The 26,329-nt window shown below is 44.0% G+C and carries 18 protein-coding genes and 1 pseudogene; 4 read left to right on the forward strand and 15 right to left on the reverse strand.

Annotated elements, in window-relative coordinates:
* The first annotated feature begins 287 nt into the window (after positions 1–287).
* The gene (locus DN752_RS03885) at positions 288–3,170 is read left to right on the forward strand and encodes a TIM-barrel domain-containing protein (RefSeq protein ID WP_112782768.1); all 2,883 of its coding nucleotides are present in this window, start codon (positions 288–290) and stop codon (positions 3,168–3,170) included.
* Positions 3,171–3,261: 91 nt separating this feature from the next.
* Here DN752_RS03885 and acnA read toward each other — a convergent pair whose 3' ends face one another.
* Positions 3,262–6,039: an aconitate hydratase AcnA gene (gene acnA / locus DN752_RS03890; protein ID WP_112782769.1), complete on the reverse strand. Its 2,778-nt coding sequence runs from the start codon at positions 6,037–6,039 to the stop codon at positions 3,262–3,264.
* A 163-nt stretch (positions 6,040–6,202) separates the two neighbouring features.
* Between acnA and DN752_RS03895 the strand changes: the two genes are divergently transcribed.
* Positions 6,203–7,249 carry an endonuclease/exonuclease/phosphatase family protein gene (locus DN752_RS03895; protein WP_112782770.1) on the forward strand — a complete coding sequence of 349 codons (1,047 nt, stop codon included), beginning with the start codon at positions 6,203–6,205 and terminating at the stop codon, positions 7,247–7,249.
* 295 nt (positions 7,250–7,544) lie between these two features.
* Here DN752_RS03895 and DN752_RS03900 read toward each other — a convergent pair whose 3' ends face one another.
* From DN752_RS03900 to DN752_RS03935, 6 genes are all read right to left on the reverse strand, one after another.
* Positions 7,545–8,543, reverse strand: coding sequence for an MlaD family protein (locus tag DN752_RS03900; protein ID WP_112782771.1), 999 nt, complete (start codon positions 8,541–8,543; stop codon positions 7,545–7,547).
* Positions 8,543–9,292, reverse strand: a complete 750-nt coding sequence (locus DN752_RS03905) for an ABC transporter ATP-binding protein (protein ID WP_112782772.1) — start codon at positions 9,290–9,292, stop codon at positions 8,543–8,545. Before DN752_RS03905 ends, DN752_RS03900 begins: the two co-directional genes overlap by 1 nt.
* Before the next feature lie 3 nt (positions 9,293–9,295).
* Complete coding sequence (locus tag DN752_RS03910; RefSeq protein ID WP_112782773.1) at positions 9,296–10,093, reverse strand: MlaE family ABC transporter permease; 798 nt, start codon at positions 10,091–10,093, stop codon at positions 9,296–9,298.
* 69 nt (positions 10,094–10,162) lie between these two features.
* On the reverse strand, positions 10,163–11,338 hold the full coding sequence (locus tag DN752_RS03915; protein ID WP_112782774.1) for a response regulator: 1,176 nt from the start codon (positions 11,336–11,338) through the stop codon (positions 10,163–10,165).
* Positions 11,339–12,511: 1,173 nt separating this feature from the next.
* Positions 12,512–15,385 carry a PD-(D/E)XK nuclease family protein gene (locus tag DN752_RS03930; RefSeq protein ID WP_112782777.1) on the reverse strand — a complete coding sequence of 958 codons (2,874 nt, stop codon included), beginning with the start codon at positions 15,383–15,385 and terminating at the stop codon, positions 12,512–12,514.
* Positions 15,386–15,471: 86 nt separating this feature from the next.
* Positions 15,472–18,735: a UvrD-helicase domain-containing protein gene (locus DN752_RS03935; RefSeq protein WP_112782778.1), complete on the reverse strand. Its 3,264-nt coding sequence runs from the start codon at positions 18,733–18,735 to the stop codon at positions 15,472–15,474.
* 120 nt (positions 18,736–18,855) lie between these two features.
* Here DN752_RS03935 and DN752_RS03940 point away from each other — a divergent pair, with 120 nt between their 5' ends.
* Positions 18,856–19,626 (forward strand): YdcF family protein, encoded by a 771-nt coding sequence (locus DN752_RS03940; protein ID WP_112782779.1) that lies wholly within the window; start codon positions 18,856–18,858, stop codon positions 19,624–19,626.
* Positions 19,627–19,659: 33 nt separating this feature from the next.
* On the opposite strand, the gene DN752_RS03945 is transcribed toward DN752_RS03940, so the two are convergent.
* The 5 genes and pseudogenes from DN752_RS03945 to DN752_RS03965 all read right to left on the reverse strand — a co-directional run bounded on the left by DN752_RS03945 (position 19,660) and on the right by DN752_RS03965 (position 24,489).
* The gene (locus DN752_RS03945) at positions 19,660–20,121 is read right to left on the reverse strand and encodes a CBS domain-containing protein (protein WP_112782780.1); all 462 of its coding nucleotides are present in this window, start codon (positions 20,119–20,121) and stop codon (positions 19,660–19,662) included.
* Positions 20,122–20,245: 124 nt separating this feature from the next.
* Positions 20,246–20,740 (reverse strand): hypothetical protein, encoded by a 495-nt coding sequence (locus DN752_RS03950; RefSeq protein WP_162633107.1) that lies wholly within the window; start codon positions 20,738–20,740, stop codon positions 20,246–20,248.
* A gap of 8 nt (positions 20,741–20,748) precedes the next feature.
* Positions 20,749–21,491: pseudogene (locus DN752_RS03955) on the reverse strand (copper homeostasis protein CutC).
* Between the two features lie 4 nt (positions 21,492–21,495).
* Complete coding sequence (locus tag DN752_RS03960; RefSeq protein ID WP_112786409.1) at positions 21,496–22,479, reverse strand: isoaspartyl peptidase/L-asparaginase family protein; 984 nt, start codon at positions 22,477–22,479, stop codon at positions 21,496–21,498.
* A gap of 207 nt (positions 22,480–22,686) precedes the next feature.
* Complete coding sequence (locus tag DN752_RS03965; protein ID WP_245949451.1) at positions 22,687–24,489, reverse strand: tetratricopeptide repeat protein; 1,803 nt, start codon at positions 24,487–24,489, stop codon at positions 22,687–22,689.
* 81 nt (positions 24,490–24,570) lie between these two features.
* On the opposite strand from DN752_RS03965, the gene DN752_RS03970 reads away from it, so the two are divergent.
* A complete protein-coding gene (locus DN752_RS03970) occupies positions 24,571–24,789 on the forward strand; it encodes a PspC domain-containing protein (protein ID WP_015267800.1) in 219 nt (72 codons plus the stop codon).
* Here DN752_RS03970 and DN752_RS24860 read toward each other — a convergent pair.
* From DN752_RS24860 to DN752_RS03980, 3 genes are all read right to left on the reverse strand, one after another.
* Positions 24,786–25,214, reverse strand: a complete 429-nt coding sequence (locus tag DN752_RS24860; RefSeq protein WP_245949452.1) for a glycosyltransferase family 2 protein — start codon at positions 25,212–25,214, stop codon at positions 24,786–24,788. The two genes, DN752_RS03970 and DN752_RS24860, sit on opposite strands and share 4 nt — an antisense overlap.
* The gene (locus DN752_RS24865) at positions 25,202–25,792 is read right to left on the reverse strand and encodes a glycosyltransferase (protein WP_245949453.1); all 591 of its coding nucleotides are present in this window, start codon (positions 25,790–25,792) and stop codon (positions 25,202–25,204) included. Before DN752_RS24865 ends, DN752_RS24860 begins: the two co-directional genes overlap by 13 nt.
* 86 nt (positions 25,793–25,878) lie before the next feature.
* Positions 25,879–26,214: a YbaB/EbfC family nucleoid-associated protein gene (locus DN752_RS03980; RefSeq protein WP_112782783.1), complete on the reverse strand. Its 336-nt coding sequence runs from the start codon at positions 26,212–26,214 to the stop codon at positions 25,879–25,881.
* Between the last annotated feature and the right edge of the window lie 115 nt (positions 26,215–26,329).

The following is a 26,329-nucleotide window of genomic DNA, read 5'->3' on the forward strand; positions in this document are numbered from 1 at the left end:
TGAAAAAAATACAAAACTTTTCACTTATTATACAATTTACTACCTACAGGTACTTTATATATTAAGGGTATGAAAATATACCCCTGCTATAAACTGAATCTGTAAGGCAATGTCGCATCTGTCACCTACCCCTCTTCCCCCTTTTTACATCCTAAACATTCCAACCTTCAAACCTTTCTCCCACAGTTAACATTTCCCCCTTCTTTGTAAACATTTGGATACGTTTGGATAAGGAGTGGCTATCTACCTTTACTGTACTAAAATAACCTATTTACCAATCGGACATTATGTACAGTACTAAGCTGATTTTTGCCCTTATCCTGACGGCCGTCATGGCGGCTTGTTCTTCCTCGGCAAGTGAGCATGTTCTAACTGAAAACAGCATCACCATTACCCTCCCTTCTGACGAGCCCACCGCACCTAAGCAAGTCCGACTGGAAGTCATCACGGAAAATATCATCCGTGTATCCTCTTCGCCGCAGGACAAGCTACCTCCTTCCTCCAGCCTGATGATCACCGACAAACTTCCCAGTCCACCAACCTGGGAACAAGTGGAAACGGCAGATTCCATCTGCCTTAAGACATCCCAGCTCCAAGCTTGGGTGTCCAAGCAAACAGGCGAAGTGACTTTTAAAAGTGCCTCCGGTAACAGCATCCTCAGTGAAGCCCCCTCCGGTAAGGCATTCGGTCCGCCTGCGGACCTGGATCAGGACGGTATTTTCTCTATCCGCCAAAGCTTCGAAAGCGATGCCGATGAAGCCCTTTATGGCCTTGGCCAGCAGCAAACCGGCTTGTTTAACTACAAAGGCTACCATGTAGACCTCACGCAGTACAACAGCGTGGTGGCGGTACCTTTTCTGGTATCTAGCCGCAACTATGCCATTCTTTGGGACAATTACTCCATTACCAAATTTGGTGATGACCGGGATCCCATGCCCCTGTCCGAGCTAAGGCTCTACGATGCCAACGGAAAGGAAGGCTTTCTCACGGCCATCTATGCCAATGACAAAAGCAGACCAGATGAAGGCCTGATCGAACAGGAAGGCCATATCGCCTATGCCTTTTTGGATGATCTGAACAAAATTCCCAAGGATTTTGACATGGCCAATGGGGTCGCCACGTGGCAAGGCAAGCTCCAAGCCAGGAAAAATGGCATGCACCATTTCCACATGACCTATTCTGGCTATATAAAAGTTTGGGCAAACGGTAAGTTACTGGTAGACCGCTGGCGGGAAAGCTGGAATCCTGGGCCATTGGTTTTTGACGTTCCACTGGATACGGCAGCAGCAACGGATTTTAAGATCGAATGGATTCCTGAATCCACCCAGTCTTTCCTCAGTCTAAAATTTCTCCCTCCTGATCCACACAAAACAGACAGCACCTATACCTTCCGTTCAGAAGCAGGCAAAATGCTGGATTACTATTTTGTGGCTGGCAATAATATGGATGAGCTTATCTCTGGTTACCGTCAGCTCACCGGCAAAGCCCAGGTCATGCCTAAATGGGCGATGGGTTTCTGGCAAAGTCGCGAACGATACAAAACCCAAGAGGAATTGCTGAACACTGTCGCCGAATATAGGAAGCGGAATATTCCACTGGATAATATCGTCCAAGATTGGTCTTATTGGCCGGAAGATGCTTGGGGAAGCCATGATTTTGATCCCGCACGCTTTCCTGATCCTGAAGGCATGATCGACCAAGTGCACGACCAATACCAGGCCCATATCATGATCTCGGTCTGGCCAAAATTCTACGAGGGAATCGAACATTACAGGCAGTTTGATGAAAAAGGTTGGCTCTATAAGCAAAACATCATTAACCGCCAGCGGGATTGGATCGGAGAAGGATATATCAGCACGTTTTACGATGCCTTTAACCCCGGTGCCCGAGAGCTTTTCTGGAAGCAGATCAACGAAAAACTGTACAGTAAGGGCTTCGATGCCTGGTGGCTCGACGCCACCGAACCCGACGTCCTCTCCAATGCCTCCATCCAACACCGCAAAAGCCTGATGAACCCAACAGCCTTGGGATCCGCCACGGAGTTCTTCAATGGCTATCCCTTGGTCAATGCCAAAGGCATCTATAACGGCCAGCGGGCCACCAATCCAGACGATCGAGTGTTCATTCTCACCCGTTCCGCTTTTCCCGGTATCCAGCGATATGGAGCGGCCACTTGGAGCGGTGACATTTCTGCCAGGTTTGATGAGTTGGAACAGCAAATCCCTGCTGGTCTGAATTTTTCATTATCGGGACTACCTTATTGGACCACAGATATTGGAGGCTTTTTTGTGGAAGACAAATACGACCGACCTGATCCTGAAGGCGAGGCCTTGGACGAGTGGCGTGAGCTGAACACGAGATGGTACCAATACGGTACATTTACTCCCCTTTATCGCGCTCACGGCCAGTATCCGTATCGAGAAGTATTCAATATTGCTCCTGAAGGGCATCCCGCCTATGAGTCCATTGTCTTTTATAATAGGCTACGCTATCGGTTGATGCCTTATATCTATTCGGTGACAGGAAGTGTCCATCATGATGACTACACCATTATGCGCCCTTTGATCATGGACTTTGGGGAAGATACGGCTGTCAGGGAAATCGATGACCAGTTTATGTTTGGTCCTTCGATTTTGGTCAATCCCGTTTACCATTACAAGGCTACCAGCAGGAGTATGTATTTCCCCAAAGGAGCTGGCTGGTACGATCTCTTAACGGGGGTCTACCAAGAGGGGGGTGTCCAGAAAAGCGTCGATGCTCCCTACGGAAAAATCCCTTTGTATGTGCAGTCAGGCAGCATCATCCCTCTTGGTCCTGCCATCGAATACACCGATGAGAAACCTGCGGAGGAGATAACCCTCTTCGTGTATGGAGGCCAAAACGGAAGCTTTGAACTCTACGAAGATGAAGGAACCAATTATAATTATGAACAAGGCAAGTTTTCTATCATCCCGATAACCTACAATGACCCTGACAAGACGCTGACCATAGGTGACCGCAAGGGAAATTTCGAAGGAATGTTGACTTCCAGAACTTTCAGGATCATTCTGGTAGAAAAAGACCATCCTGTGGCCTATGACCCTGATCTGACTTCTAATATCATTATCAATTACACTGGTGAAGCGGTAAAAGTAACATTGGGAGAACAATGGTTAAATAAAAGTCAATAATATTAAATTTGAGTTAATTTTGGGTTTTATAATTATAAAAAAGGGCTTCATGATGTCATGAAGCCCTTTTTATGATTTGGGGGGTACTATATCAATCTTGCTTCAGGAATTCCCTTAACACATAATGGAGAATACCACCATTTTTATAATAGGCAATCTCCACCTCTGAATCCAAGCGACAAACCACCTCAAAATTCACTACAGCACCGCCCTCCTTCTTGGCCGTTGCTTGCAGTTTTTTAAGTGGTTTGAGGCCGTCCGAGATACCTTCAATGGTAATCTCTTCCTTCCCATCTAGCCCTAGACTAGAAGCAGATTGGCCTTCGGCAAACTGCAAAGGAAGCACTCCCATCCCTACCAGGTTAGAGCGGTGGATACGTTCATAACTTTCCGCTATGACCGCATGGATTCCCAGCAAGGTAGTTCCCTTGGCAGCCCAGTCACGCGAGGATCCGCTTCCGTATTCTTTACCTGCCAATACCACCAACGGTATGTTGTCTTGCTGGTATTTTTCGGAGGCCTCGAAGACGGTCATTTCTTCACCAGAAGGAATATGTGTAGTATAGCCTCCTTCTCTGGATGCCAATTGGTTTTTTATACGAACATTGGCAAAGGTACCCCTGACCATTACTTCATCATTTCCCCTACGGGATCCATAAGAGTTGAAATCTTTTTTCTCCACTCCCCTTCCCACGAGGTATTGACCGGCCGGGGAGCTCTCTGCAAAGGCTCCTGCTGGAGAGATGTGATCTGTGGTGATCGAATCCCCCAATTTCAATAGAACATTGGCTCCGTTGATATCCTGCGGCTCAGGCACTTCGTTGCTAAGTCCCTGAAAGAAAGGCGCCTCTTTGATATAGGTGGACTTTTCAGACCAATTATACACCTTATCACTTGGAGCTTCAAGGTTTTTCCATTGCTCGTTTCCTTCGAAGATTTCTCCATAGTTCTTTTCAAAATCACCTGGGTTGAGGACTTTCCCCATCACCTCGAAGATTTCATCATTGCTCGGCCATATATCCTTGAGGTAAACTGGCTCCAAGTTAGGATCAAATCCCAATGGCTCTTCATTAAGGTCTACATCTACCCGGCCGGCAAGGGCGTAGGCCACTACAAGCATTGGTGACATCAGGTAATTCATCTTTACTTGTGGATGCACCCTGGCCTCAAAGTTTCTGTTGCCGGACAATACAGAAGCCACGACCAAGTCATTTTCTTCCACCGCATGGGCTATATGCTTGGGCAGCGGCCCAGAGTTACCGATGCAAGATGTACAGCCGTAGCCAACGATATGAAACCGCAATGCTTCCAGATCATCCAAAAGACCGGAATTTTCGAGGTAATCGGTTACCACCTTGGAGCCTGGTGCCAATGATGTTTTGACCCAAGGCTTCACATCCAGTCCCCTTTCTCTTGCTTTCTGGGCTACCAGCCCAGCCCCGATCATTACACTTGGATTGGAGGTATTGGTACAAGAAGTAATGGCCGCTATGACGATACTGCCATCGGATAGTGCAAACTCCTCGTTATTGATCTTTACCTCCACAGTTTTAAGACCATTTTTGGTCTTGGTGGCGATCTCCACGTCCTCAGGAAGATCTCCTGGCTTATCTACAGGCTGCCCCCCTCCTTCACTAAACCACCGGCTCTTGTCACGCTTATCTATGGGGATATATTCCCTTCCGTGTACTTCTTCCAGCAATTCGCCGAATTTATTTTTGAAATTTCTTACCAAAATTTTGTCCTGAGGACGTTTAGGCCCCGAGACCGTTGGCTCCACAGTGCCTAGATCCAGTTCTACCAGACTACTGTAATTCACTGATTCCTCATCCTCACGCCACAGCATATTGGCTTTTGCATAATCTTCCACCAGCTTGATCTGGTCCTTAGATCTATTGGTCTTGCTCATATAATCGAGCGTACGGTCATCGATCGGGAAATAGGTTACCGTACAGCCAAACTCTGGCGACATATTGGAAATAGTAGCCCTATCCGGAACGGTCAGGGTATCCAGACCGGGACCGAATACTTCCACAAACTTCCCGACCACGCCATGTTTACGCAAAAGCTCCGTAATGGTCAGGACCATATCGGTGGCGGTAGTTCCCAACGGCAATTTACCAGTGAGCTTAAGACCTACGACCTGTGGCATAATGAAATAAATAGGCTGGCCCAGCAGGGCTGCTTCCGCTTCGATACCGCCTACACCCCAACCGACTACACCGATGCCATTTACCATTGGGGTATGTGAATCTGTGCCGACTAGGGTATCGGGAAACACATTGCCGTCCCGCTCGATCACCCCTTTGGCCAGGTATTCGAGGTTTACTTGGTGGCAGATCCCCATGCCAGGTGGTACCACAGAAAAATTATCAAATGATTTTTGTGCCCATTTCAGAAACTCATAACGCTCTCCGTTGCGCTCGTATTCAACATCCACATTCTTTTTGTAGGAATAGTTGGTGCCAAAATAATCCACTTGGACGGAGTGATCCACGACCAGATCTACCGGGATCAATGGGTTGATCTTTTGTGGGTCTTTGCCTTTACGAACCGCCTCGGCTCTCAAAGAGGCAATATCCACCACTGCCGGCACTCCTGTAAAGTCCTGCATGAGAACCCTTGCAGGCTTATATGGCACATCTTTGTCAGATGCTTCCGGCTTCCAGTTAAGAAGCGTCTCGGTATGCTCTTTGGTAATGGCAAAGTCATCATAGTTCCGTAATGCATTCTCTAGCAAAATCCGGATTGAAAACGGAAGCTGATTGATCTTATGACCTTGTTCCTGCAATGACGCCAAACTCCAGTAGCTTAGCGACCCTTTTGCAGTATCAAGTTGCTTTTTGATATGATAAGGATCTAATGACATATGTTTATAATGGTTATAAATGGTAAAAAGATTACTATACTAATAACTGCCTAAAAAACAGTTTGATTCCTTAATATAAGTTTTTTTGCCTTAAATTGTAAGTCCATCGACATGGCACTTGCTCATTTAATTCAAACTTAAACACCCTTAAATCACCTGTTCTATGAAAGCAGCGCTCTACGCTTTTTCTGCTCTTCTTATTATCGCAACACTCATGCCATTGGTAAAAAAAGACTATTGGACTTTTAGGGTTTTTGATTATCCCCGCTTCCAAAAGTTCTTATTGATATCGGCAGCATTAGCGGGCTGGGCTTTTGTAGATTATAATGGATTATCAAAAGTCGATTTCGGCATCATCATCATTCTTGGTATACTGTTCCTTCACCTGCTAAAACAAATCATTCCTTATTCACCATTCCATACCAAAATGGTCAAACCTGCTCGTTCCCGAGAAAAGACCTCGATCAAAGTACTTGTAAGCAATGTCTACCAATACAACAACCACTACAGTAAATGCCTTTCATTGATCAAAAAAGAGCGCCCAGACTTATTTATGCTAGTGGAAACAAGTAATGAATGGGCCAAAGCCGTCTCAGCACTCAAGGAGTCGTATCCCTATCAAGTAGAACTACCTCTGGAAAACACGTATGGCATGCTACTTTATTCAAGGTTTCCCTTAAAAAACACTTCAATCAATTACCTAATTAATGAGGAGATTCCATCCATCTTCACTGATCTCATCTTGGACGGGCAGCCAATCAAACTTTTTGCCATCCACCCTACTCCTCCTGTGCCGGGCGAAAACACCCACAGCACCGAAAGAGATGCTGAAATCCTGATCGTAGGAAAAAAAGCCAAGGCAGAAAAAAAACCAACCATCATCATGGGAGACCTCAATGATGTAGCATGGAGCTATACTACTGAACTGTTCTTAAAGATCAGTGGCATGGGAGATCCCAGGAGAGGCAGGGGGATGTTCAATACTTTCCATGCCAAGTACTCGTTCCTTCGCTGGCCCTTGGATCATATTTTCGTAAGCGACCAATTTCGACTAAAAAAAATAAAGGTACATCACTCCATTGGTTCGGACCATTTTCCCATCAGTGTGGAATTGGTGCTTGATAAAAACAATGATAATGAGCAATTGGAAGCTAATGCAGAAGAGATGTCCGAGGCCAAAGAAAAAATCATCAGCGGAATAGAATTCTAGTGAACCATCTAAAAACAATTCTCAACTGTAAAAAAACCACTTTTAATTGTACAACACCTATCGCTGGTAAATTGCAATAGAAAAACGGCTGTCCTTTTCGAACAGCCGTCATTTTAATTTAGTTATTTGATTATGCGCTTTCTTACCAGTAGAATTTATTTCCCTCGGAACGTTCAGAACACCCAGAATGAAACAAGGTTTTTCTGGGATTTCCGTGGTTTCCGTGAGAGCCTATTTACTCTTTCTGCGATTACTGGTATCATTGCGGACATACATATTCTAGGTATTACGCTGATTATTCACCAGCCTTTTCTGCTTCTTTTGCCGCTTTGGCTTCTGCCTTTTCCTTGCGCTTATGCGCCTTTCTCATGATCCACGCATACTTAAGCGCTTCCAGGTTTTCGTTGAGCAGCTCGGTAGAGGTTTCTGTATTTTTAAGCGTCGCCTTTATATAGTCGGCAAACTCCTCGTCATTGAGCAGCATTCCCACAGCGTTGTCCTTTGAATTCAGTTTTTCACTGGCATCCTTGAAGTTTGTCGCTGCCTCAGTGGCTGTCATACTGGTATTTTCGAGTTCATAGGCGGTCTTCTTCAGACTGGAATATACCGTCGTATCATGGGACAACTCATACAGGATGGTACCTTCCCTATCCAAACTGGCCGTAAAATCTCCCAAGTCCCGGGCTATTTGACTACTACTGGCTGCTGTTCTCTCCAAACTCACCAAAGTGTTCTTAAAATTAGTGGCCAATAAGCTATCGGTCAGCACCGCACCGACGATCCCTTCTCCGTTGGCTATTTTGCCCGTAAGCACTTTTAGATCATTGGTAATGGAGACAAGGTTCTGGTTGTTTTCCTGTAGCGTCTCCATCATATTATCCGTATCCAGTGGCATTACTGCTTGCAGTCGGTCTCCATCAGAGATCGCTGGCGCTTGGGTGGTACCTCCATAAAGGACAATGATCTTGTTACCGATAAGGCCATCGGAACTAATGGTGGCCTTGGAGTCTTTCCGGATATAATCCTTGGAGTCGGCATCCACGTTCATTTCTATTTCTACCTGCGAATCCCCATAAAATTTGATGGAGGTCACCGTTCCTATCTTGACCCCTGAAAACCAGACGTTATTTCCTGTCTGAAGTCCTTGGATATCGTCAAAAACAGCTTTTAGCTTTACACTTTTCACAAAAACCTTTTGCTGTGCTCCCAATGTCAGGATCCCTACTACCGCAATGATAATTCCTACTAGTACGAATATCCCGACGATTACTGATTTTTTATTATCATTTCTCATTATGTAATGAAATTATAGTCATAAAATGATTTCACTCTTTGGTCATCCGGTGTCTTAAACACCTCTTCAAATTTTCCTTCGGCGCCAAACTGACCGTCCAAAAGCACCGCCACCCTATCTCCTGTATCCCTAGCACAGGTCAAGTCATGGGTAATAATGATAGAAGATGTATTGTATCGCTCCCTTACCTCATTGATCAGGTTATTGATATCACTGCAGGTGATCGGATCCAATCCTGCTGTGGGTTCATCATATAGCATGATTTCAGGCTTTAGGATCAGTGTCCTAGCTATCCCTATCCGTTTTCTCTGACCACCCGAAAGCTCTGATGGCATTTGGTTTATCGTCTGGGAAAGCCCCACTGCTTCCAGCACTTCTTCCACCATCGTGTCCTTTTCAGTTCTGCTAAGCCCCTTAACATTTCTCACAAGGGGAAACTCTAAGTTTTCACGAACAGTCATACTATCATACAACGCACTTGCCTGAAAAGAAAATCCAATCTTAAGCCTCAGGTCATTCAGGTCATTCTCCTTGAGTTTGGAGACTTCTTTGCCGAGGACGTTCATGGTACCTTCATCTTGTGTAAGTAAACCCACCATGATCTTAATCAACACGGATTTGCCCGTACCGGACTTCCCGAGTACCACGACATTCTCCCCTTTGTAAAGATCCAGATCCACCCCCATCAGCACATCTAACTCTCCAAAAGACTTCTTCAGCCCCCTGACTTCTACTACTTTTTCTCTCATACCTTAGGACATTCTGATAAAGTTAACAATTTGAAGCGCCAGTAATTCTTCGATAAAAATCAAAAACATCGCCAATACCACCGAGGCATTGGCAGCCTTTCCCACTCCTTCTGTTCCTTTTGAGGAATGGTAACCCTTGTAGCAACCTACGATCCCAATGGTAAAGCCAAACACTAAGGATTTGATAATGGATGAAAAGATATCCAAAAACGAAATGGCATCGAACACTTGGACAAAGTAAGTCGAGAAACTAACGCTCTCATTACTGCTTACAGAAAGAAACGCACCCATTAACGCCACGCAATCCGTGTACATCACCAATATCGGAATCATAAACGTAGTGGCCAATACTCGTGTGACCACCAAAAACTTAAACGGGTTGGTCGCAGAAACCTCCATGGCATCAATCTGCTCGGTTACCTTCATCGAACCAATCTCCGCACCGATACTGGACCCCACCTTGCCGGCAGCGATCAACGCTGTCACTAGGGGGCCCATCGCCCGTACAATCGCAATGGAAATCAAGGATGGCAACCACGAAGTAGCGCCAAACTCAGATAAGGATGGACGAGACTGATTAGTAAAAACGATCCCCACTATAAAACCTGTCAAAGAGATCAGTGGCAAAGAATTATAGCCAATTTTATAACATTGGCGAATTACCTCTCTAAATTCATACGGCGGCATCCAAACTTCCTTAAAGAATCGCCTGATAAATGCAAAAGCATCTGCCAGCCCTAACATCATCTTATCGATCCTCGGACTTATCAAATGCTCTCTGTTACTTGATTTATTTGCCATAAAACATACTTGAATGTGCGAAACTAATAATTTTAGCGCTATTAGACTTAAATAAAAACGATAAATGCCCTATAAAATCTCTCCTAAAGAATCTTTTTTTAAGGGCTTTACTAAAAAACCACTGACCATATCATACTGCTGGCTTCTTTCCTCATCTCTTGGGTCAATCGAAGAGGACAGCATTTTCACTTCTAATTTGATCTTTCGTTCAATTAGCTGATCCAAAAAATCCCAGCCAACCATCTGCGGCATATTTATATCAAGCAATAATAAGTCCACTTTATGATTTTCCAACCATTTTAATGCTTCCAACGGGTTAGAAAAGAAATATAGCTCCAACTGCGGGTTGCTTTTTAGCAGTAACCGTTTATTGATCAGATGTTGTACTTTGTCGTCATCCACAATAAGAATTGACTTGGATCGATGACCCGATACTGGCATGTTGAATTCATTCTGTACCATCTCTTCAGCTAGTATTTCATTCATTTTTTTCACCTCCTCATCAAGTTCTTCAGAGGACCTTTTAAGCATGTCAATTACCTCTTTACTGTTTCGTTCCTCACTAAGGAAATTCATCATCCCCAAAATATTGGACAAAGGCCGGCGTAGATTATGCGAGTTCATAAAAGAGAATTTCCGAAGCCGATCATTCTGCTCTTTTAGCGACTGATTAAGTGACTCCTTTTCCATGATGTTTTGATGGATTGAGGTATTGTCCACTGCAGCCACCATAAGCTTGTCCCTGCCATTTCTGATGAAGGGAACAGCATAGATATCCATCACCCTTTCATCACCATTTTTATCGGCTAATTTATATTCTTTTAGGGCCTTTTTCCTACCTCCAAAAAAGGCCAACATTTCTTCAGTTTCTACACTAAAAAAATCATCAAATCCGACCAAGTCTTTTTCGTCTTTATTCGTATCAAAAACATCCCTGGCCATGAGGTTGGATTCCCTGATTTTGAGAGAGGCCCGATCCACCACCCACATGCTAATTGGCATATGGTCAAACACCCCGGCATATCCCTTCCAAACTTTCTTATCCATACGGAGCGATCGCTCTACCAAAAAGTAAATCAATAAACCAGATGCCCCCACAAATAACAACGCCTTGATCACTTCTACCTCTACCGCATTATCAATACCAAGCTTGGACTGAATCTGATCCAGTAACATAGAAGAAATGGTCACCCAACTTCCTCCGATTAAAATGTAGATAAGTGCTATTTTATGACTTGACTTCATTGATCGTTCGCTGTATAAACTAAGATATAAAAAATATCCGCGTAATCCCCATTATCAATGTACATCGAAGGTATATTTTGTTTTAGCCTAAACTAAAAAGATTAAGTCAAGCTAAATTAGTTTAGACTAAAAATATTTTATATATCTATATTCCAATACATTACAACATATAATTTAAAGTAATTTTAATGAAAAACACTTATTACTTCCAAGAAACTTTATTTGGTAAATTTATTAGGGTATTTACTCCACTTCAATAGGTTGTTTCTACGTACTGGGACCTAAGCCCTAATGAAATGCCGCTATTCACCAAGCCAAGAATACAGCTCCAAGATGTGTAATCGATAAATAAATACAGCTATATTGACCCTAACAAGAATCAATAAATCCCTCCTTCTAACCTTAGAAATACCGCTATCTTTTAAGGCCTATTTTCTCTCTTCCCACCCTACTCTATTTTTATTTTTCTAAGTTCGCATAACAAAAATCCTCCCCTGATTAGACATTTTTTTCACCTTTATAAAAGATCATTCAGTGCTTCCAATACCCATGACATAAGCTGAAATCCTCCCCCGAAATCCTCAATGCTACCAAGCCTTTGATCGGTATAAAAATCGGGAAATACACTTATTTTTTACTCGCAAAAAACGGGGGATAAATGGGGGATAATTCAGCTCTTATTTCACCAGTATATTGGAGGGAAAAAGACAGGAAAATAGTGCTACAAAACCCACCTATCATCAGCCGATTTTTCAGCCATATCCCCCTGTATTTCTTCAGAAAAATCGCGATGCAATACTCGCCAAAAAATTGCTTAGATATATCATCGATTTTTTTTTCAGAAGACGAACGGCAGTAGTCAACTCTTCCCGAGAAAATGGAGCAGAAACCCTGCAAGAAATTTTGGCACATATTCAGAAATTGACCTGAAGAAACAACTCGTTTTGACGGGCTTTTTTTTGGGGGTGTAAGATCCCCTGCATCACTATTTTTGGTGCAAAAGATATCTTAGGAACCGAGGTGATTCTCCAAAATGCCTCAGTCATCAAGGCCGACATGCCAAAAATAAACGTCCTGAAATGACAGAGTTTGGCCACCATGATCCCCCTAGCCGAAACCCATCTAAAATCCAGAAGATCTAATATGAACCTTAAGGCCAAAACATGTAAAACTTCATCGCCCGCATATTTCCTTATAGGGACAATACTCGCATTTTTTCAAATCCTCTGTTTGATCAAAAGGCACATCTTTATCAAATATCTCCGAAAGCATTTCCCTTAATCCCTCTTCAAACGGTATCTCATAATCAAGATAATTTTCCAATTCTTGCCGCCCCCCTCTTCCTTCTTTCAATTGGAGATAGGGATTAAAATCCTCATTGAATATTTCCCTAAGATTAAAAATAGCAGGCTTCAGGGGCTTTTTGTTGTCGGGAAATTTATGTTGATAGAGCAGACCATAGATCATCGTCTGCATGGCAGCTTTGTTCCGTTTGGGATCATCCCTAGCAAAAAGCGATGGAATAGACGGAAAATCCTTGACATCTTGGCCTGATTTATAGTCTATGAGCCTCACTATTCCATCCTGATTATCTACACGATCGATGATCCCCTTAAGTGCTACTTGATAAAATTGGCCATTGGCTTCGACCGAAACGGCCGTTCTATAATGGGTATCTTTCTCCAATGAAATCAGCTGAAAAGGAGCTCCAACTTCATCCCACTTTAACAACTCTTCGATGTATTTCTGCATTACATCTCTCACAATAGCCAGCTGTCCACTCAATCGAGTGTCCGCCTCGTCTTCCAAATAATAAAATTCCCTTATGGCCTTTTCGATGGAAGGAAAAATATATTTCTTCAACTGTTCAACATCTTCCTTTTGGACGACATTACGCTTCTTCCGGTCCATAAACCCCTTATAAAGGTACTCGAGGCTATAATGGGCCAGGTTACCAAAAACAGCTGCATTGACTTCCTCTTCCACCTTATCCTTCTCGTTGATATTGGCCAAGTAGCGCAGGTAAAACTTCAACCTACAATCCAGCCAAATGCTCAAGGCCGAGGGCGAAAAAGCCGTTGGGGAAGTACCGTCTTGTCTTACCAGGTACTTTGACAATAGCTGCATGACCTCGTCTGTCTTTTCAATTGTAATGGGTTTTTCGGGACACACATCCACCGGTACAAATACCACTTCCTCTGAAATACCACTGTTCATTTCCATCATCATTTGACGGATATACCGGCTCATCTCTCCTACTTTACCTTGATCTGAAGCAGTCCAATAGATCATATGCACCTCTTCTGCCCGATGGAGGAGCCGATAAAATGTATAAGCGTAAATAGCATCATTCTGTTCCTGTACGGGCAAGCCAAATGCTTTGCGGATATTAAATGGAATAAGTGAATTAAGTGTTCCAGAGGGCGGAAAGCTGCCCTCGTTCATATTGGCAATGATGACCCTCTTAAAATCCAAATTACGGGATTCGAGCACCCCCATCACCTGTAAGCCTGCTAGAGGCTCCCCTTCAAATGGCAACCGCACTTCTCTGAAAACCTGTCTGAACAACCTGATGAAAAATTCAAGATTGATGGATATTTCTTCCTGTTGTTGAAAAACATCCTTCAGACGAGTCAGTTGCTTATGGCATTGGTAAAGATAGCTTCGCTGGAGTTGCTCCTCCTCCAGCCCTTCTGCAAGCATTACCATAAGGCTTTCCAAGTAAATAAAAAGCCCCTGTGTATCCAGCTTTTGAAATATCAGTTCAAAAAACCGTCCTCCGGCTTTCAGCTCTTCTTGCGGTATATACACTTGGTTTTTGCGTTGGATTCCTTCCAAAAGCCCCGACACAAAATCTGGATTTTCGGACTTAAGGTAAGTCGAAGAAAGCAGCTCCTTTACGGGTTGGTGATAGAAACTCACCTCACCTCCATCTACTTTCACATAGCGCTGAAGCTCTAACACTGCTTCTAAAAAAGCATAAACCGGGGCATTCCTTATCGGATACCCCATTGTGACATTGACCTTGCCTATATGGGTGGGCAACTGGTTCATTACTGGAAAAAGTAATTGTTCATCGGGGAGGATCACCACGGTTTCCTCAGGATTCTCCTCCTTTCCCATCCCCTCCAATACGCTTCCAATCAAGTTGGACTGATTGACCTTAAGCGGCGTTTGATAGACTTTGACCTTGGCTTTTCCAGGTTTTATACGCTGGGGAAGTTTTTCGGGAAAAGTGGGCCCCAACACCTTGTCTTTTCGATATTCCCTAAAAAACAAACCCGCCTCCTGTTCGGAATCATGGATATAAAAAGCATCTAGGTCCCAATAGATCGATGCCCCAAACTGACTTACAAAATGCTTAACGAGCAATTCTTCCGTTCCCGTAAAAGCATTGAATCCCACAAAAGCGTAGTGCACAGAAGGCTTCTTCATATGCCTCATGTTTTCGGCCACCTCACGATAAAGCATTCCTGAATAAGCATAATCCGATATCGCCAGTTCACGCTTATACCGCTTATAAAGCGGCAGCAATAACTCCCAATATCGAATAAACCGGTCTTTGTGACCTTCGGCACTCCCTCTTCCTTCTCGCTCAAAAGACTTCCAAAACTGCTTAACGAGCTCGATCTGACTCTCGGTCAAGAAACTCAAATCCGTCTCTATCTCCTTGATTTCTGCTACCAGCTTATACAGTTTGGACGGATCTACCAAAAACTGGTCGATATCATTAAAGTCCTTGAGGATCATTTCGCCCCAAAAATAAAATCTGTCAAACGGCTCCGCATCAGCCTGCAATTCGTTATAAACCCTGTAAAGTTCAAAAATCAAGGTCAGTTGGTCAGCAGGCTTTTTATTGGCCAACTTATAAAAAAGCTCCTCCACCGTCAATACCGCTGGCATCCATTGGGGACGATCGATCAGCTGGCCAAGATGTTGGACAAAAAACAATCCTGCCCTACGATTGGGCAATACTACGGCTACTTTGCTCATATCATCGTATTTCCGTAGTAAATCAGCTGCTGTATCCTTAAGAAAACTCTCCATGGGAGTATATTGGTTTTTCGTGACTTTTTATTTAACCCGGTTTATAGTTCTTTTCTAATATGACAAAGTAGGGCTAAATCCCCCTGCTATTCAAAGAGGCCAAACTGACGGGTATTTTCAGTATTGACTTCAATGATTTTTCCGGTCTCAAGGTAACACAGGTACCCTTTTACCTTGTATGGTCCAAGTTTGGCCACCAAGTACATGTACTCTTTGACCTGGCGCTCGTATTTTTCCTGTTCTTCGCCTGTCTTGAAATCTACAATTTCAGCCAGATCACCTTTGATGACCACCCTGTCAGGCCGCTTTTGCCTACCACCTGGCAGAATCACCCCTTGCTCGGTAAGTACGTTTCCATCGGTGTCAAACCAAGATCGAAACTGGTCATTGGCAAAGAGTTTATCCAATTGGTCTGCGACGATGGCTTTTTCTTCATTGTCCAATCTTCCTTCAAAATAGAAGGCCTGCAATTGGTCCTTCGCTTCTTGCTGATCCCCTGATTTTTCGAGTAGTTCATGGATCAACACCCCAAAGCTTCGCTTATAGCGCTGTGATAACCCTTCCTCGCTAAAATCAACAGCATATTTCTTGACTTCCAGGAGTTCTCCCCATTTTCGGAAGTTCCAAGTAAGTGGTTGCTGTTTTGGCAATTCTTTTTGGGGGATATCCTGCTTACTTGGCCATTCTCCCCAGTCAAACACACTTGACTCATGGTCAAAAAACTGGGGCAATTCCTCTTTGTCAGACTTCAATAAGCCATTTTCCATGATTTGAAGAAGGTTCTTTTCGAGTGGGTTAAGGGAGCCTTTGCTATTGTTTTTGGTGGTCTTTTTTGGGCTGAGGGTCCAAAGGACTTCTTCCGCTCTGGTCAGTGCCACATAGATCATGTTAAGTGTATCCAAATAGGCCATGGTGACCTCCTCCTGATGAATAGGCTGGAAAACGGACGATGCAAGGCTTTTTTGGAAGGAAAGTGGGATAATCGCCTCGACGTTTTCTTCCTGATCCCTAAATGGAGACCAAATGATATTATCTTTGGTAAAATCCACTATTCTCCACGTCAAAAAAGGCATCAATACCACCTTAAATTGCAGCCCTTTGGATTTGTGAATTGTCATGATGGGCATAGCGTCATGTCCTTCGGGAATCTTCACCGTACGTTTTTGGCTGTTTTCTTCCCACCAATTCAAAAAACCGGACAAATCTGCCCTGTTATTTGCCACATAATCATAAACGGCTTCCTTGAAGCCCGAAATATAAGCCAGCTCAGCTTTCAATGCATAGAAACCTAAAATCTCTATCAACTCCTCCGCCAATTCAAGCAAAGGCAGACGCATCAACCTGCCTTCATGCTCTGCAAATACAGTTATTTTCTCGTCCAACCAATCGGGCTTTTTGGATGCTGAAAACACCTCGTGAGAAACAGGATGTCCATTCAATGTACTCCAATAAAACCACATCGTCTGAAAAGGTACCCGATCAGCAGGGTCTGCCAGATACTGCATGGCCGCTATCAGTGCCTTGACGGTGGCGGCCTTTTCGAGGAACATAGATTCATCGGAAACCACATCAAAACTATAACCGGAATCTGGATGCTCGTTTTTATAGGCCATTAAAGCATCCGCGATCATCGCTCCCTCTTGTTTCTTGCGCACTAGAAAAGCGATGTCCTTTGGCCTGTACCCACAATCCTGCAACTTCATGATCATCTTGGGGATTTCCTCCAAGGCCAGCTCGCCATAAGTCAGCTCATCATCGCCTCCGCTTTCCTCCAAAAACTGCATTCTTACCTTCCCCTGAAAGTCCAAATCTAGTTTTCCCGTAGGCACTTTCTGCGCGACATCCGCATATGCTTTGGCCAAAATCCCTGTGGCCTGTAGGCCTGTTTCCTGCTCAAAGCTCTTCTCCAGCTGTGAAGGCAATGCATGGAAAAGACTATTGTTAAACGCCACTACCAAGGGCAAAGAACGGTAGTTGGTTCCCAGCCCTTTTACTTCTGTGCGGTGCTGGCCAATGTCTTCTTCCACCTTTTCCAACAACAATTTCATGTCCCCACCCCGCCAGCGGTAAATGGACTGTTTGACATCGCCAACGACTAAATTAGTATGCTCAAACCCAAGGGAGTTTTCTAATAAAGGACGGAAACTATCCCACTGAAAACCAGAAGTATCCTGAAATTCATCTATCAAAAAGTGCTTGTACTGATTACCTACTTTCTCATAAATAAACGGCGTATCGTTCTCCTTGGTAATTTCCTTCAAAAAATCATTGGCATCAGATATCAGCAGCAAGTTCTCTTCATCTTTGATCTCTCTCAGCTCTTCGAGCAAATTTCTGAAAATACCGTAGGCATAAAAATTCCTGTTAATGGCCTGAAAAGTCAGCCATTCCTCTCTCAGAGGGAGAAACTGACGAAGTATTTCTCCCAAACCGGCTTGGTACGCCGAAATGATTTGTTCCTTTTGCTTGCTGGACTTGGCATACCACTTTGTCTCATCATCAGGATAAGCTTTTTGCGCATCCGTCAATTCCGGAACCGGCTCTTTTTTATCGCCCAACTTCTCAAACCGCCGTGCAAAGCTCCTCCCCCCACCAGAAAAATCCGTCCATTCCAAGCCAAACTGACGCCGGATCTCATCAGCATCTTGCTGCATCTTTGCAGCCCGTTGCTGTATAGCCTGTTTTTTAGTATTCAGGTATTTTCTAAAGCCCTTCAGGTTTTCCTCATCGGCCAAAAACTCCCTGATAAAGTGCTGGTACTGCTTGAAATTCTCCGTGAAGATTTCCATGCCCAAGCTTCTAATATTACTACGAATATCCCAGGATTTCCCTTCTTGAATCTTGGTCAACGCATAATCTACCAACCATTTATGCAAATAATCATCATCAAGTACTTGCTGCACCACCCTATCTACTACCCGTTCCAGTACCGCATCTTGGTCCAAGGCCACATCAAACTTTGCCTGTAAATCAATTTCCCTGGCAAATGCCCTGACCACCTTTTGAAAAAAACTATCTATGGTAGTTACGGAAAAATTAGCATAATCATGCAAAATCGCCGTCAGCACTCTTTCTGCCTGCGATTGGAGTGCTTGTTCATCTATACCAAGACACTTCATTAACTCTTGGTCAAGAAACTCATCTGGTCTTATTTCGTCCTTTAATCGTCCCAGTACCTCCAAAATCCGATTTTTCATTTCTTGCGTGGCCTTATTGGTAAAGGTCACTGCCAGGATCCCCCTAAATGCAGTGGGGTTTGCAAGCGCCAGCTTCAGGTATTCCAAGGTCAATGTATAGGTCTTTCCCGACCCCGCTGATGATTTATATATGATAAAAGGTTTCGCTTCCATTGCTATGAATTTAGGCAAAACAAGGGGATTTTTTGGTATATAAAAAGTAATGGACACCAACTGTCACTATTTAAAGAAGTCTTTTTATCTTCACCCGCCAAAACATCAATTTCATCAGCTATGTTCTTTTACCTCGCCCAGTTTCTTACTTTCCTAGCCATGCCCCTTACTTGGGTGATGCTATCTCTGCTGGTGGGCCTGATTTGGAGAAAATACAAAAAGGCGAGAATTATTGGAGCCTTTGGATTAATACTTCTGTTTTTCTTCACCAATAAATTCCTATCCAATGCAGCCATGTATCTTTGGGAGCCCTCATTTGTCCCTATTACTCAGCTCCCTACTTATGAAGTGGGCATTGTCCTTACGGGTGTCACCAATATGGATAAAACCGCTTACGATCGTACATTTTTCGATAAGGGAGCTGACCGTGCCACCCAAGCGGTCCAGCTCTACAAAATGAATAAGATTAAGAAAATACTGATCACTGGAGGTCAAGGCCTAAATCCCACCAATGATAATACAGAAGCTCAATTACTAGCAGATTTTATGGAGATTGTGGGAGTCGCCAAAAGTGACATTATCATCGAAAACCAAGCAGTAAACACCAGACAAAATGCGCTCTTTGCCAAGGAAAAATTAATACAGGAAGGTTTTGACCCTGAGTCAACCTTCCTGCTGATTACTTCTGCCTTTCATATGAAAAGGGCCAAGGCTTGTTTTGACAAGGTCGGTATCTCCACTGACACCTTCCCTGTCGATTATTATGCTTCAGATATCAAGGTTGATTTCAAAAGCTTGGGCATTCCCACACCAGACGGATTGGTCCTTTGGCATAAGTTGTTCAAAGAATGGATAGGAATTACAGTGTATAAATTGGTAGGTTACAGCTAAACAGTGAGGTAGTAGTAGCTACTCTTTATTCGTTTACCACGTCGCAGATTTGAGACGAGGCATAGCCCTGATAATGTCACTAAGACTGATTTGTCCTAAAAGCTTTCCATTTTTGACTACTGGAAAACGCCTGATCTTTAATTCCAAAAATTGATGGGCAGCATCAAAAATCGTCACTTCTGGTTCCATCGTAATCACTTCCTTGGTCATGTGCTCACTCACCCTTCCGGCCATTCTGGGGGTATTGTTGTATTTTCCGCGAATGATCTCTTTCAGGCAGTCCACCTCCGATATGATCCCTACCAAATTTTGCTGATCATCCAACACTGGAGCTCCAGAAATCTTTTTTTGGGTCAATAATTGGATGACGTAATCAATCGTGTCATTGGGATGGAATGTAATAAGATGAGTGGTCATGTGATCCTCCACCAAAATAGGCTGGGAGGCACGGGTATCTGACTCCGCTATGCGAACACCTTGGAAACTTTTTACCATAATTATTTCGGGTTTAAGTAAATTATCAACTGTATAATATACTTTAAAAAAGTGATATTAGCAAATATATTTCATTATGACATTAAAAAATCGGTACATAATATCGATAAACCCAACTGCTTCACTAATCACTGCCGTCACACTTAACTCTTAACAGTTCAATACCTCCTCCAAATTCCAGGTGTTTTGACGTAGCAAAACGCAAAACTCCCCCCTCTTCCTCCATGGGGCCATGGCCTTCCACCACCAAATTGTCTTTAAATAGAAAGGCCACTTCACGTGTGGATATCCTCCCCTCAGAAGCGAAAGTATATTCAGCCAACAACGTGTCACCTTTCATCTCTCCATCAAATGCCCCCGAATTGGCATCTTTTTCAAAAAACCGATAGATCAATGTACCTGTCATGCGTCCCTTTCTTTTATTTTTTACATGGAGACGAACAGTATCTTTTTCATTCAAATAGGCATAACACACTTCTCCATGAGTAGAAAGTGAATCGGACAGGCCGACTTCCTCTTCGTACAACCTGTCCGATCCTTCCCCACTCCGCTGTCCGCATGCTCCCAATATCAGGGCCACCAGGGGAATAATATACGATTTAATATCTGTTAATGGCATAGCAATGGTCATTTGGCCAACACCCGCAAAAACCTGTCCACCGCTGCTTTACTGACTGACAAAATTTTATCTTGATTGGCCGGTACCGCACTCAGCTCCAAGTCATCATTCCAAAACTGGCTGTCCGAATTTCTCCATGCTTTACAACTGGCATGGATTTCTTTCAGCTGTCCTGTCGAAGAAAGCTCCTCTACCAACTCCACTTTCATACCACCTCCCGGCATGATGATGGCCCGGTCACCTGCTTTGGCCAGTAAATTCTTGATGGTTTCCATACCTTCGGCCACCGTGTTTTTACCACCGGATGTCAGCACCCTTCGAAATCCACACTCAATAACTGCCTCCAATGATTTTTCCAGGTTTCTGCTGGCATCAAAAGCCCTATGAAACGTACATGGCAACCCACTTGCTACTTCTATTAATTGTTCACAGGCACCAATATTGACTCCCCCTTGGGGTGTGAGCACGCCAAAGACGAAACCATCTGCTCCTAAGTCCTTAAGGATACGGATATCTTCCTTCATCACCTGCAGTTCATCGTTGGTATATACAAAATCCCCCCCCGTGGCCTTATCATTACGAATACGGGGATATTGACTTTTTCTTTAATATACCTAAGCGTTCCCGCCGAAGGAGTCACTCCCCCTTCCAGAAAATCAGCGCACAGTTCAAGTCGATCGATACCATACGCTGCTGCTTTGATCGCTGCCTCCACAGTGAACACCGGGGCTTCCAAAAGAACCTTTGACATCGTCTTAAAATTTACTCTTTGAATCTACCAATGCTTTACCCCCTTGATGGTGCATGGCGTAGTTAAACCCAGGATGCACCGCATAAGCACCATGCTCTCCCTCTTTGTTGATCGCCAGAAAACCGGCCTGAATACCTTCAATGCCCTTGTTTTTACGGATCAACCTCTGTACCGCCTCCTCACATGCCTCTTGGGGGCTCCTCCCCTGACGCATCAATTCAACTATCAGAAAACTACCACAAATTTTGATAATGGACTCACCAAGACCTGTCGCCGTGGCCGCACCAACTTCATTGTCCACATAAAGTCCTGCTCCGATGATCGGGCTGTCCCCTACTCGTCCGTGCATCTTATACGCTAAACCACTAGTAGTACATGACCCAGCCAAGTTGCCGTTTTGGTCGAGCCCTATCATACCTATGGTATCGTGGTTTTCAATATTAATGATCGGTTGGTATTCGGATTTCACCTTCCACTTTTCATAGGCTTTTTCGGCAGCTGGGCTCAGTTTTTCCTCCTCGATCGGAAATCCCTCCTGAATGGCAAATTGTCGTGCCCCTTCTCCAGCCAACATCACATGGGGAGTATTCTCCATCACTTTCCTGGCCAAAGAAATAGGGTGCTTCACCTGACGCACAAAACAAACAGAACCGCATGAACCATCCCCTTTCATAATGGAGGCGTCCAAGGTGACAATTCCTTCTCTATCAGGCAAGCCCTGCAAACCCACTGATAAGTTCTTCAGGTCATTTTCGGTCACCATCACCCCTTTCTCCACAGCATCTACAATACTTCCTGTTGCTCCCAAAACCTCCCAAGCCTTGTCATTGGCAGGCATTCCGTGGTTCCAGGTGGACAAGATCAGGGGTTGGTGCTTTTCCCCTTTTCTTCTTTTGGCCAATTTTCCCAAAGATCCCTGCATGGAGCCTGGTAAAATAAGTGCCGAGGACAAAAGTGTGTTTTTTAGAAATCTTCTTCTATCTGACATGTTGGTTTCTTTACTGTTCATATTACATCGAAAAATAGCTATTTTTATAGAGAAATAATACTTACTCCGAGCAAATAAACTATTTTTTCAAGTAACTAAATCGATAAACAAATAAATTTCAAGTAAGTAACAAAAAAGCACCGCCTGCTGACGGTGCTTTTTTGGGAAGGTGATCCTCCCCAGTCCGAAACATCTATTTCGTCTTTCTTACTTTATGGCCTCTATGTATTTTTGGTCATCAAAATAATCCTTGAATTCCAAGTCTGTGGCTGCTCTTCGTTTGAGATAAGGACTGCGTTGGGCAGCTTTTCTTAGGTTTTCATAAAGTCTCTCTTCATCACTGTTCTGGGCAGCTACCAATGCCAACCCATAAAAAGCATAACCGAATTCCATATTGCTCAAGGCGCTTTCTTCAAAACTAATGGCTGCTTGTCCATAATCCTCAGCCAGAAAATAGGCCAAGCCTTTATTAAATAGGTTAGTAGCGGTTTCTGGTGCCTTGTCAAGTCTCAAGGTAGCCAACTTATAATCACCTCTAATGATATCCAGTGCTCCTCTTTTTCCCTCGTTGAAGCTTTGAAACTCGGGAATGCTCTTGGCAAGGGCATTGGCTTGGGAAATTTCGAGGTAAGCAGCGCCATAATCCCCCCACATCAGGTAAGCCTGTCCCATATTATGACTGGCCTGTGCACTTTCATTGATTTCATTGGACATTCTAAAAAGCCTCATGGCTTCATTGACCTTTTGGTTTTTGTCACTGATTTTGATCATGCGGTGGGCTTGGTTCAGGTAGACCACTCCGAGATTATTATAGGCCAGTGCCGACCCGTGCTTTTTAAGCATGGCTTCATAAATGAGCTGTTTTTCCTTCAGGCCGGGATTAAATTCCGCAGCTCGTGCCAATTCTGCTTCCGTAAGTTCATCTCCACTAGCTGTACCTTTAATATACATGTTGGCCATTGCGGATATTTCAGGGTCACTTCTCCTATCCTGTGCCATCATCACCATGACTTTTGCCATCTGCATCTGACTGAATTTCTCTCTGGCAAAACGGTCATACGAATCAATCTCCTTCAGCTGTTCTACCTTCTCTTCATAGCTGTCTTCTGCATAGATCACATCAAAATAACGGTCCCGCTCCGCCATGTCTATCCCCTCAAATGTCCTTAACAGGTGCCTGAACAATAGCCAATCAGGCTCCTTTCGCTGAAGCTCTATCTCCACATCGCTTAGGGCACCTTGGTATCCCAGCTTCTTCAGCTGTGTCCTGACTTGCTGCTCTGCGACTTGGGTCCTGGTGGCTGCCAAAGAGCTGTAGTCTTTCTCGTCAGGGGAAGCCATTCCCACTATGATGATTTTCTGGATATCCTCACCCTTTTCTACCATGCTCCTCAATTGACTGATAAATGCACCATTGGAGGAGGACGGGTTGGCCTGGGCGGCATTTTTTGCGAAATAATAATTGACCTCATGGGAAGCCATATTCATAAAATCATCATCATAACTCATGTAAGCACCCACATCTGGGATATTTTCTCCAGGAACAAACTGCCCCACCCTCACCAGATTGACCGTGCTGATGATGCCATTGGCTAACGTGATATAAGGGGTGCTGAAGGTTTTTCCGGATTCCACCTCCTCCAATAGACCTTTAATTCTCAGCTCTCCACGATCCATTCCCTCCATATAGGGGAAGGACATGTTTCTAATAATCTCCACAGCCTGTCCAGCACCTGCCAGATCACTTGCATCTACGGTGATTTCCTCCAAGGGAAGTGCTCCTTCACCGTACTGGTATTCTGGCAATAAAGTGTAGGTCCTTTCTTCAGAAACCAAACCCGCAGGAATGGTGGCACGTAATTTGAACCGGACGGAATCGTTGTGCAATACTAATGGGTCTTTATCTACCGTTATGGAAGGTAGGCCAGACTTGTCAAAAAGTGATTGTGTGCTGCATGACATCCAAAACACTGAAAAGCAAACCATTAAAATCTTAAATGGATAATTCATAAACTGTTTAGGCTTGAGGTGGTTTATTAGAATATTCATTATATTTTCATTACTTTTAGACAATATTTAAAATCCGCAATGATGGAAAAACTGAAAATATTCTTTGAAGACAGAGCATTTGGCGTTTGTTCCAAACTGGGCGAAAAACTAAATTTTCCAATTGACGGCATTCGCCTGTTCTTTATCTACACATCCTTTATCACATTAGGGTCACCGATTATCATCTATGTGACCATGGCCATGCTGATGAAAGTGCGGAAATTTTTCCGCAAGAGTAACAATCCTGTGCTTTTTGATTAAAGCTCCGGATAGTTTTTCCTTCCTAACAAATAATAGGAAAGCACTACCGAATACACTTCCTTATTGGCCTTCTGGAAAGGCAATTTTAATGCCAAAGCGCTATCCCCGCTTGGCCTTCTCCGCATTTTAAAAAAATCACGGTAGGCCTTCACCACTTCCTTGGCATGTGCGGCTTTTCCAGAAAGGGCAAAATGAACCGATGCCGCCATATCAAAAAAAAACCGCAGCAGCATCACACCTATAAAACCTCCCTTGGTCATGTTCCCATAAAGCATCAATAAGTTGTTTCGAAAATTCAGGTAAGTCTTATAGGGACTTGTCCTCGCCAAAGTCCCTCCTCCCACATGGTAAACCGTAACTTGGCCGAAATACCCTAGCTTCCACCCTTTCCGGGCCATCCTCCAGCAAAGGTCTATTTCCTCCATATGGGCAAAAAAATCTGTCGTAAAACCTCCCATTTCGTGAAAAACAGCCGATCGTGTGGCAAAGCAGGCTCCTGAAGCCCAGTCCACTTGCACTTCATCATCATACTGGCCCCTGTCCTGTTCCAGCGTATCCAATATCCTCCCCTGCAATAAGGATACCCCAATCTATCAATATAGCCACCACCAGCTCCAGCATAATCAAAAAGCAATTTGTCCTGCTGGGAAAGGATTTTAGGCTGCACTGAGGCATAATCTTCATGACAATCTAACCATTGGACCAAGGCCTTATCCCACCCGGAACTGACCTCCACATCGGAGTTGAGCAGGATATAATATCGGTATTGACCTTCCAGCTTACCAAGTGCCTTATTATAACCTTCACTGTAGCCGTAGTTCTGGGAAAGGAGAATAAGTGGCACAGATGAAAAGTGCGATTTCATCAGCTTCACAGATCCATCGGTACTATGATTATCTGCTACGATCACATCAAAAAAACTATTGGTCAATACACTGGGCAGAAATTGCCGAAGCATTCCTTCCCCATTGTAATTCAGTATAACGATAACCGCTTCTTTCATGTGTTCATAAGTGATTTAATAGGGTCACATGGAACCTCACAGGAATAATACACCCCTTCTGTAATTGGCTTTTGCCATGACCGACTTCATCCAAACATGCTCCCCATGTCCATTCCTGGAATATTGGGCATCATTCCTTCAGTGGCTTTTTGCATCTCTTCCTTGATGGTCTTGTCCATGCTTTCATAAGCCTTGTTGGCAGCTGCCACGATCAGGTCTTTGAGCATATCCTTGTCTTCCGGGGTCATCAGGCTTTCATCAATGGCAATGTCCACCATCTGTCGGTGACCATTGACGATGACCTTGACCATCCCTGCCCCCGCTTCACCCTCGGCGGTAAGATGAACCAGCTCAGCCTGCTTTTCCTTGATCTTGGCCTGTGCTTCCTTCACCTTATTCATGATATTCATAAAATCAAACATAACTCTCGCTCTTTAATTGAATTCCTACTATAACTGATTTTGTACCCGGTCTCCTCGTGCCCTTCATCCAAGAAATGATGAAGATGCAATATAACCCGGAATATGCATACACCGC

Origin of the sequence: Echinicola strongylocentroti, from assembly GCF_003260975.1 — a bacterium.
Lineage (GTDB): Bacteria > Bacteroidota > Bacteroidia > Cytophagales > Cyclobacteriaceae > Echinicola > Echinicola strongylocentroti.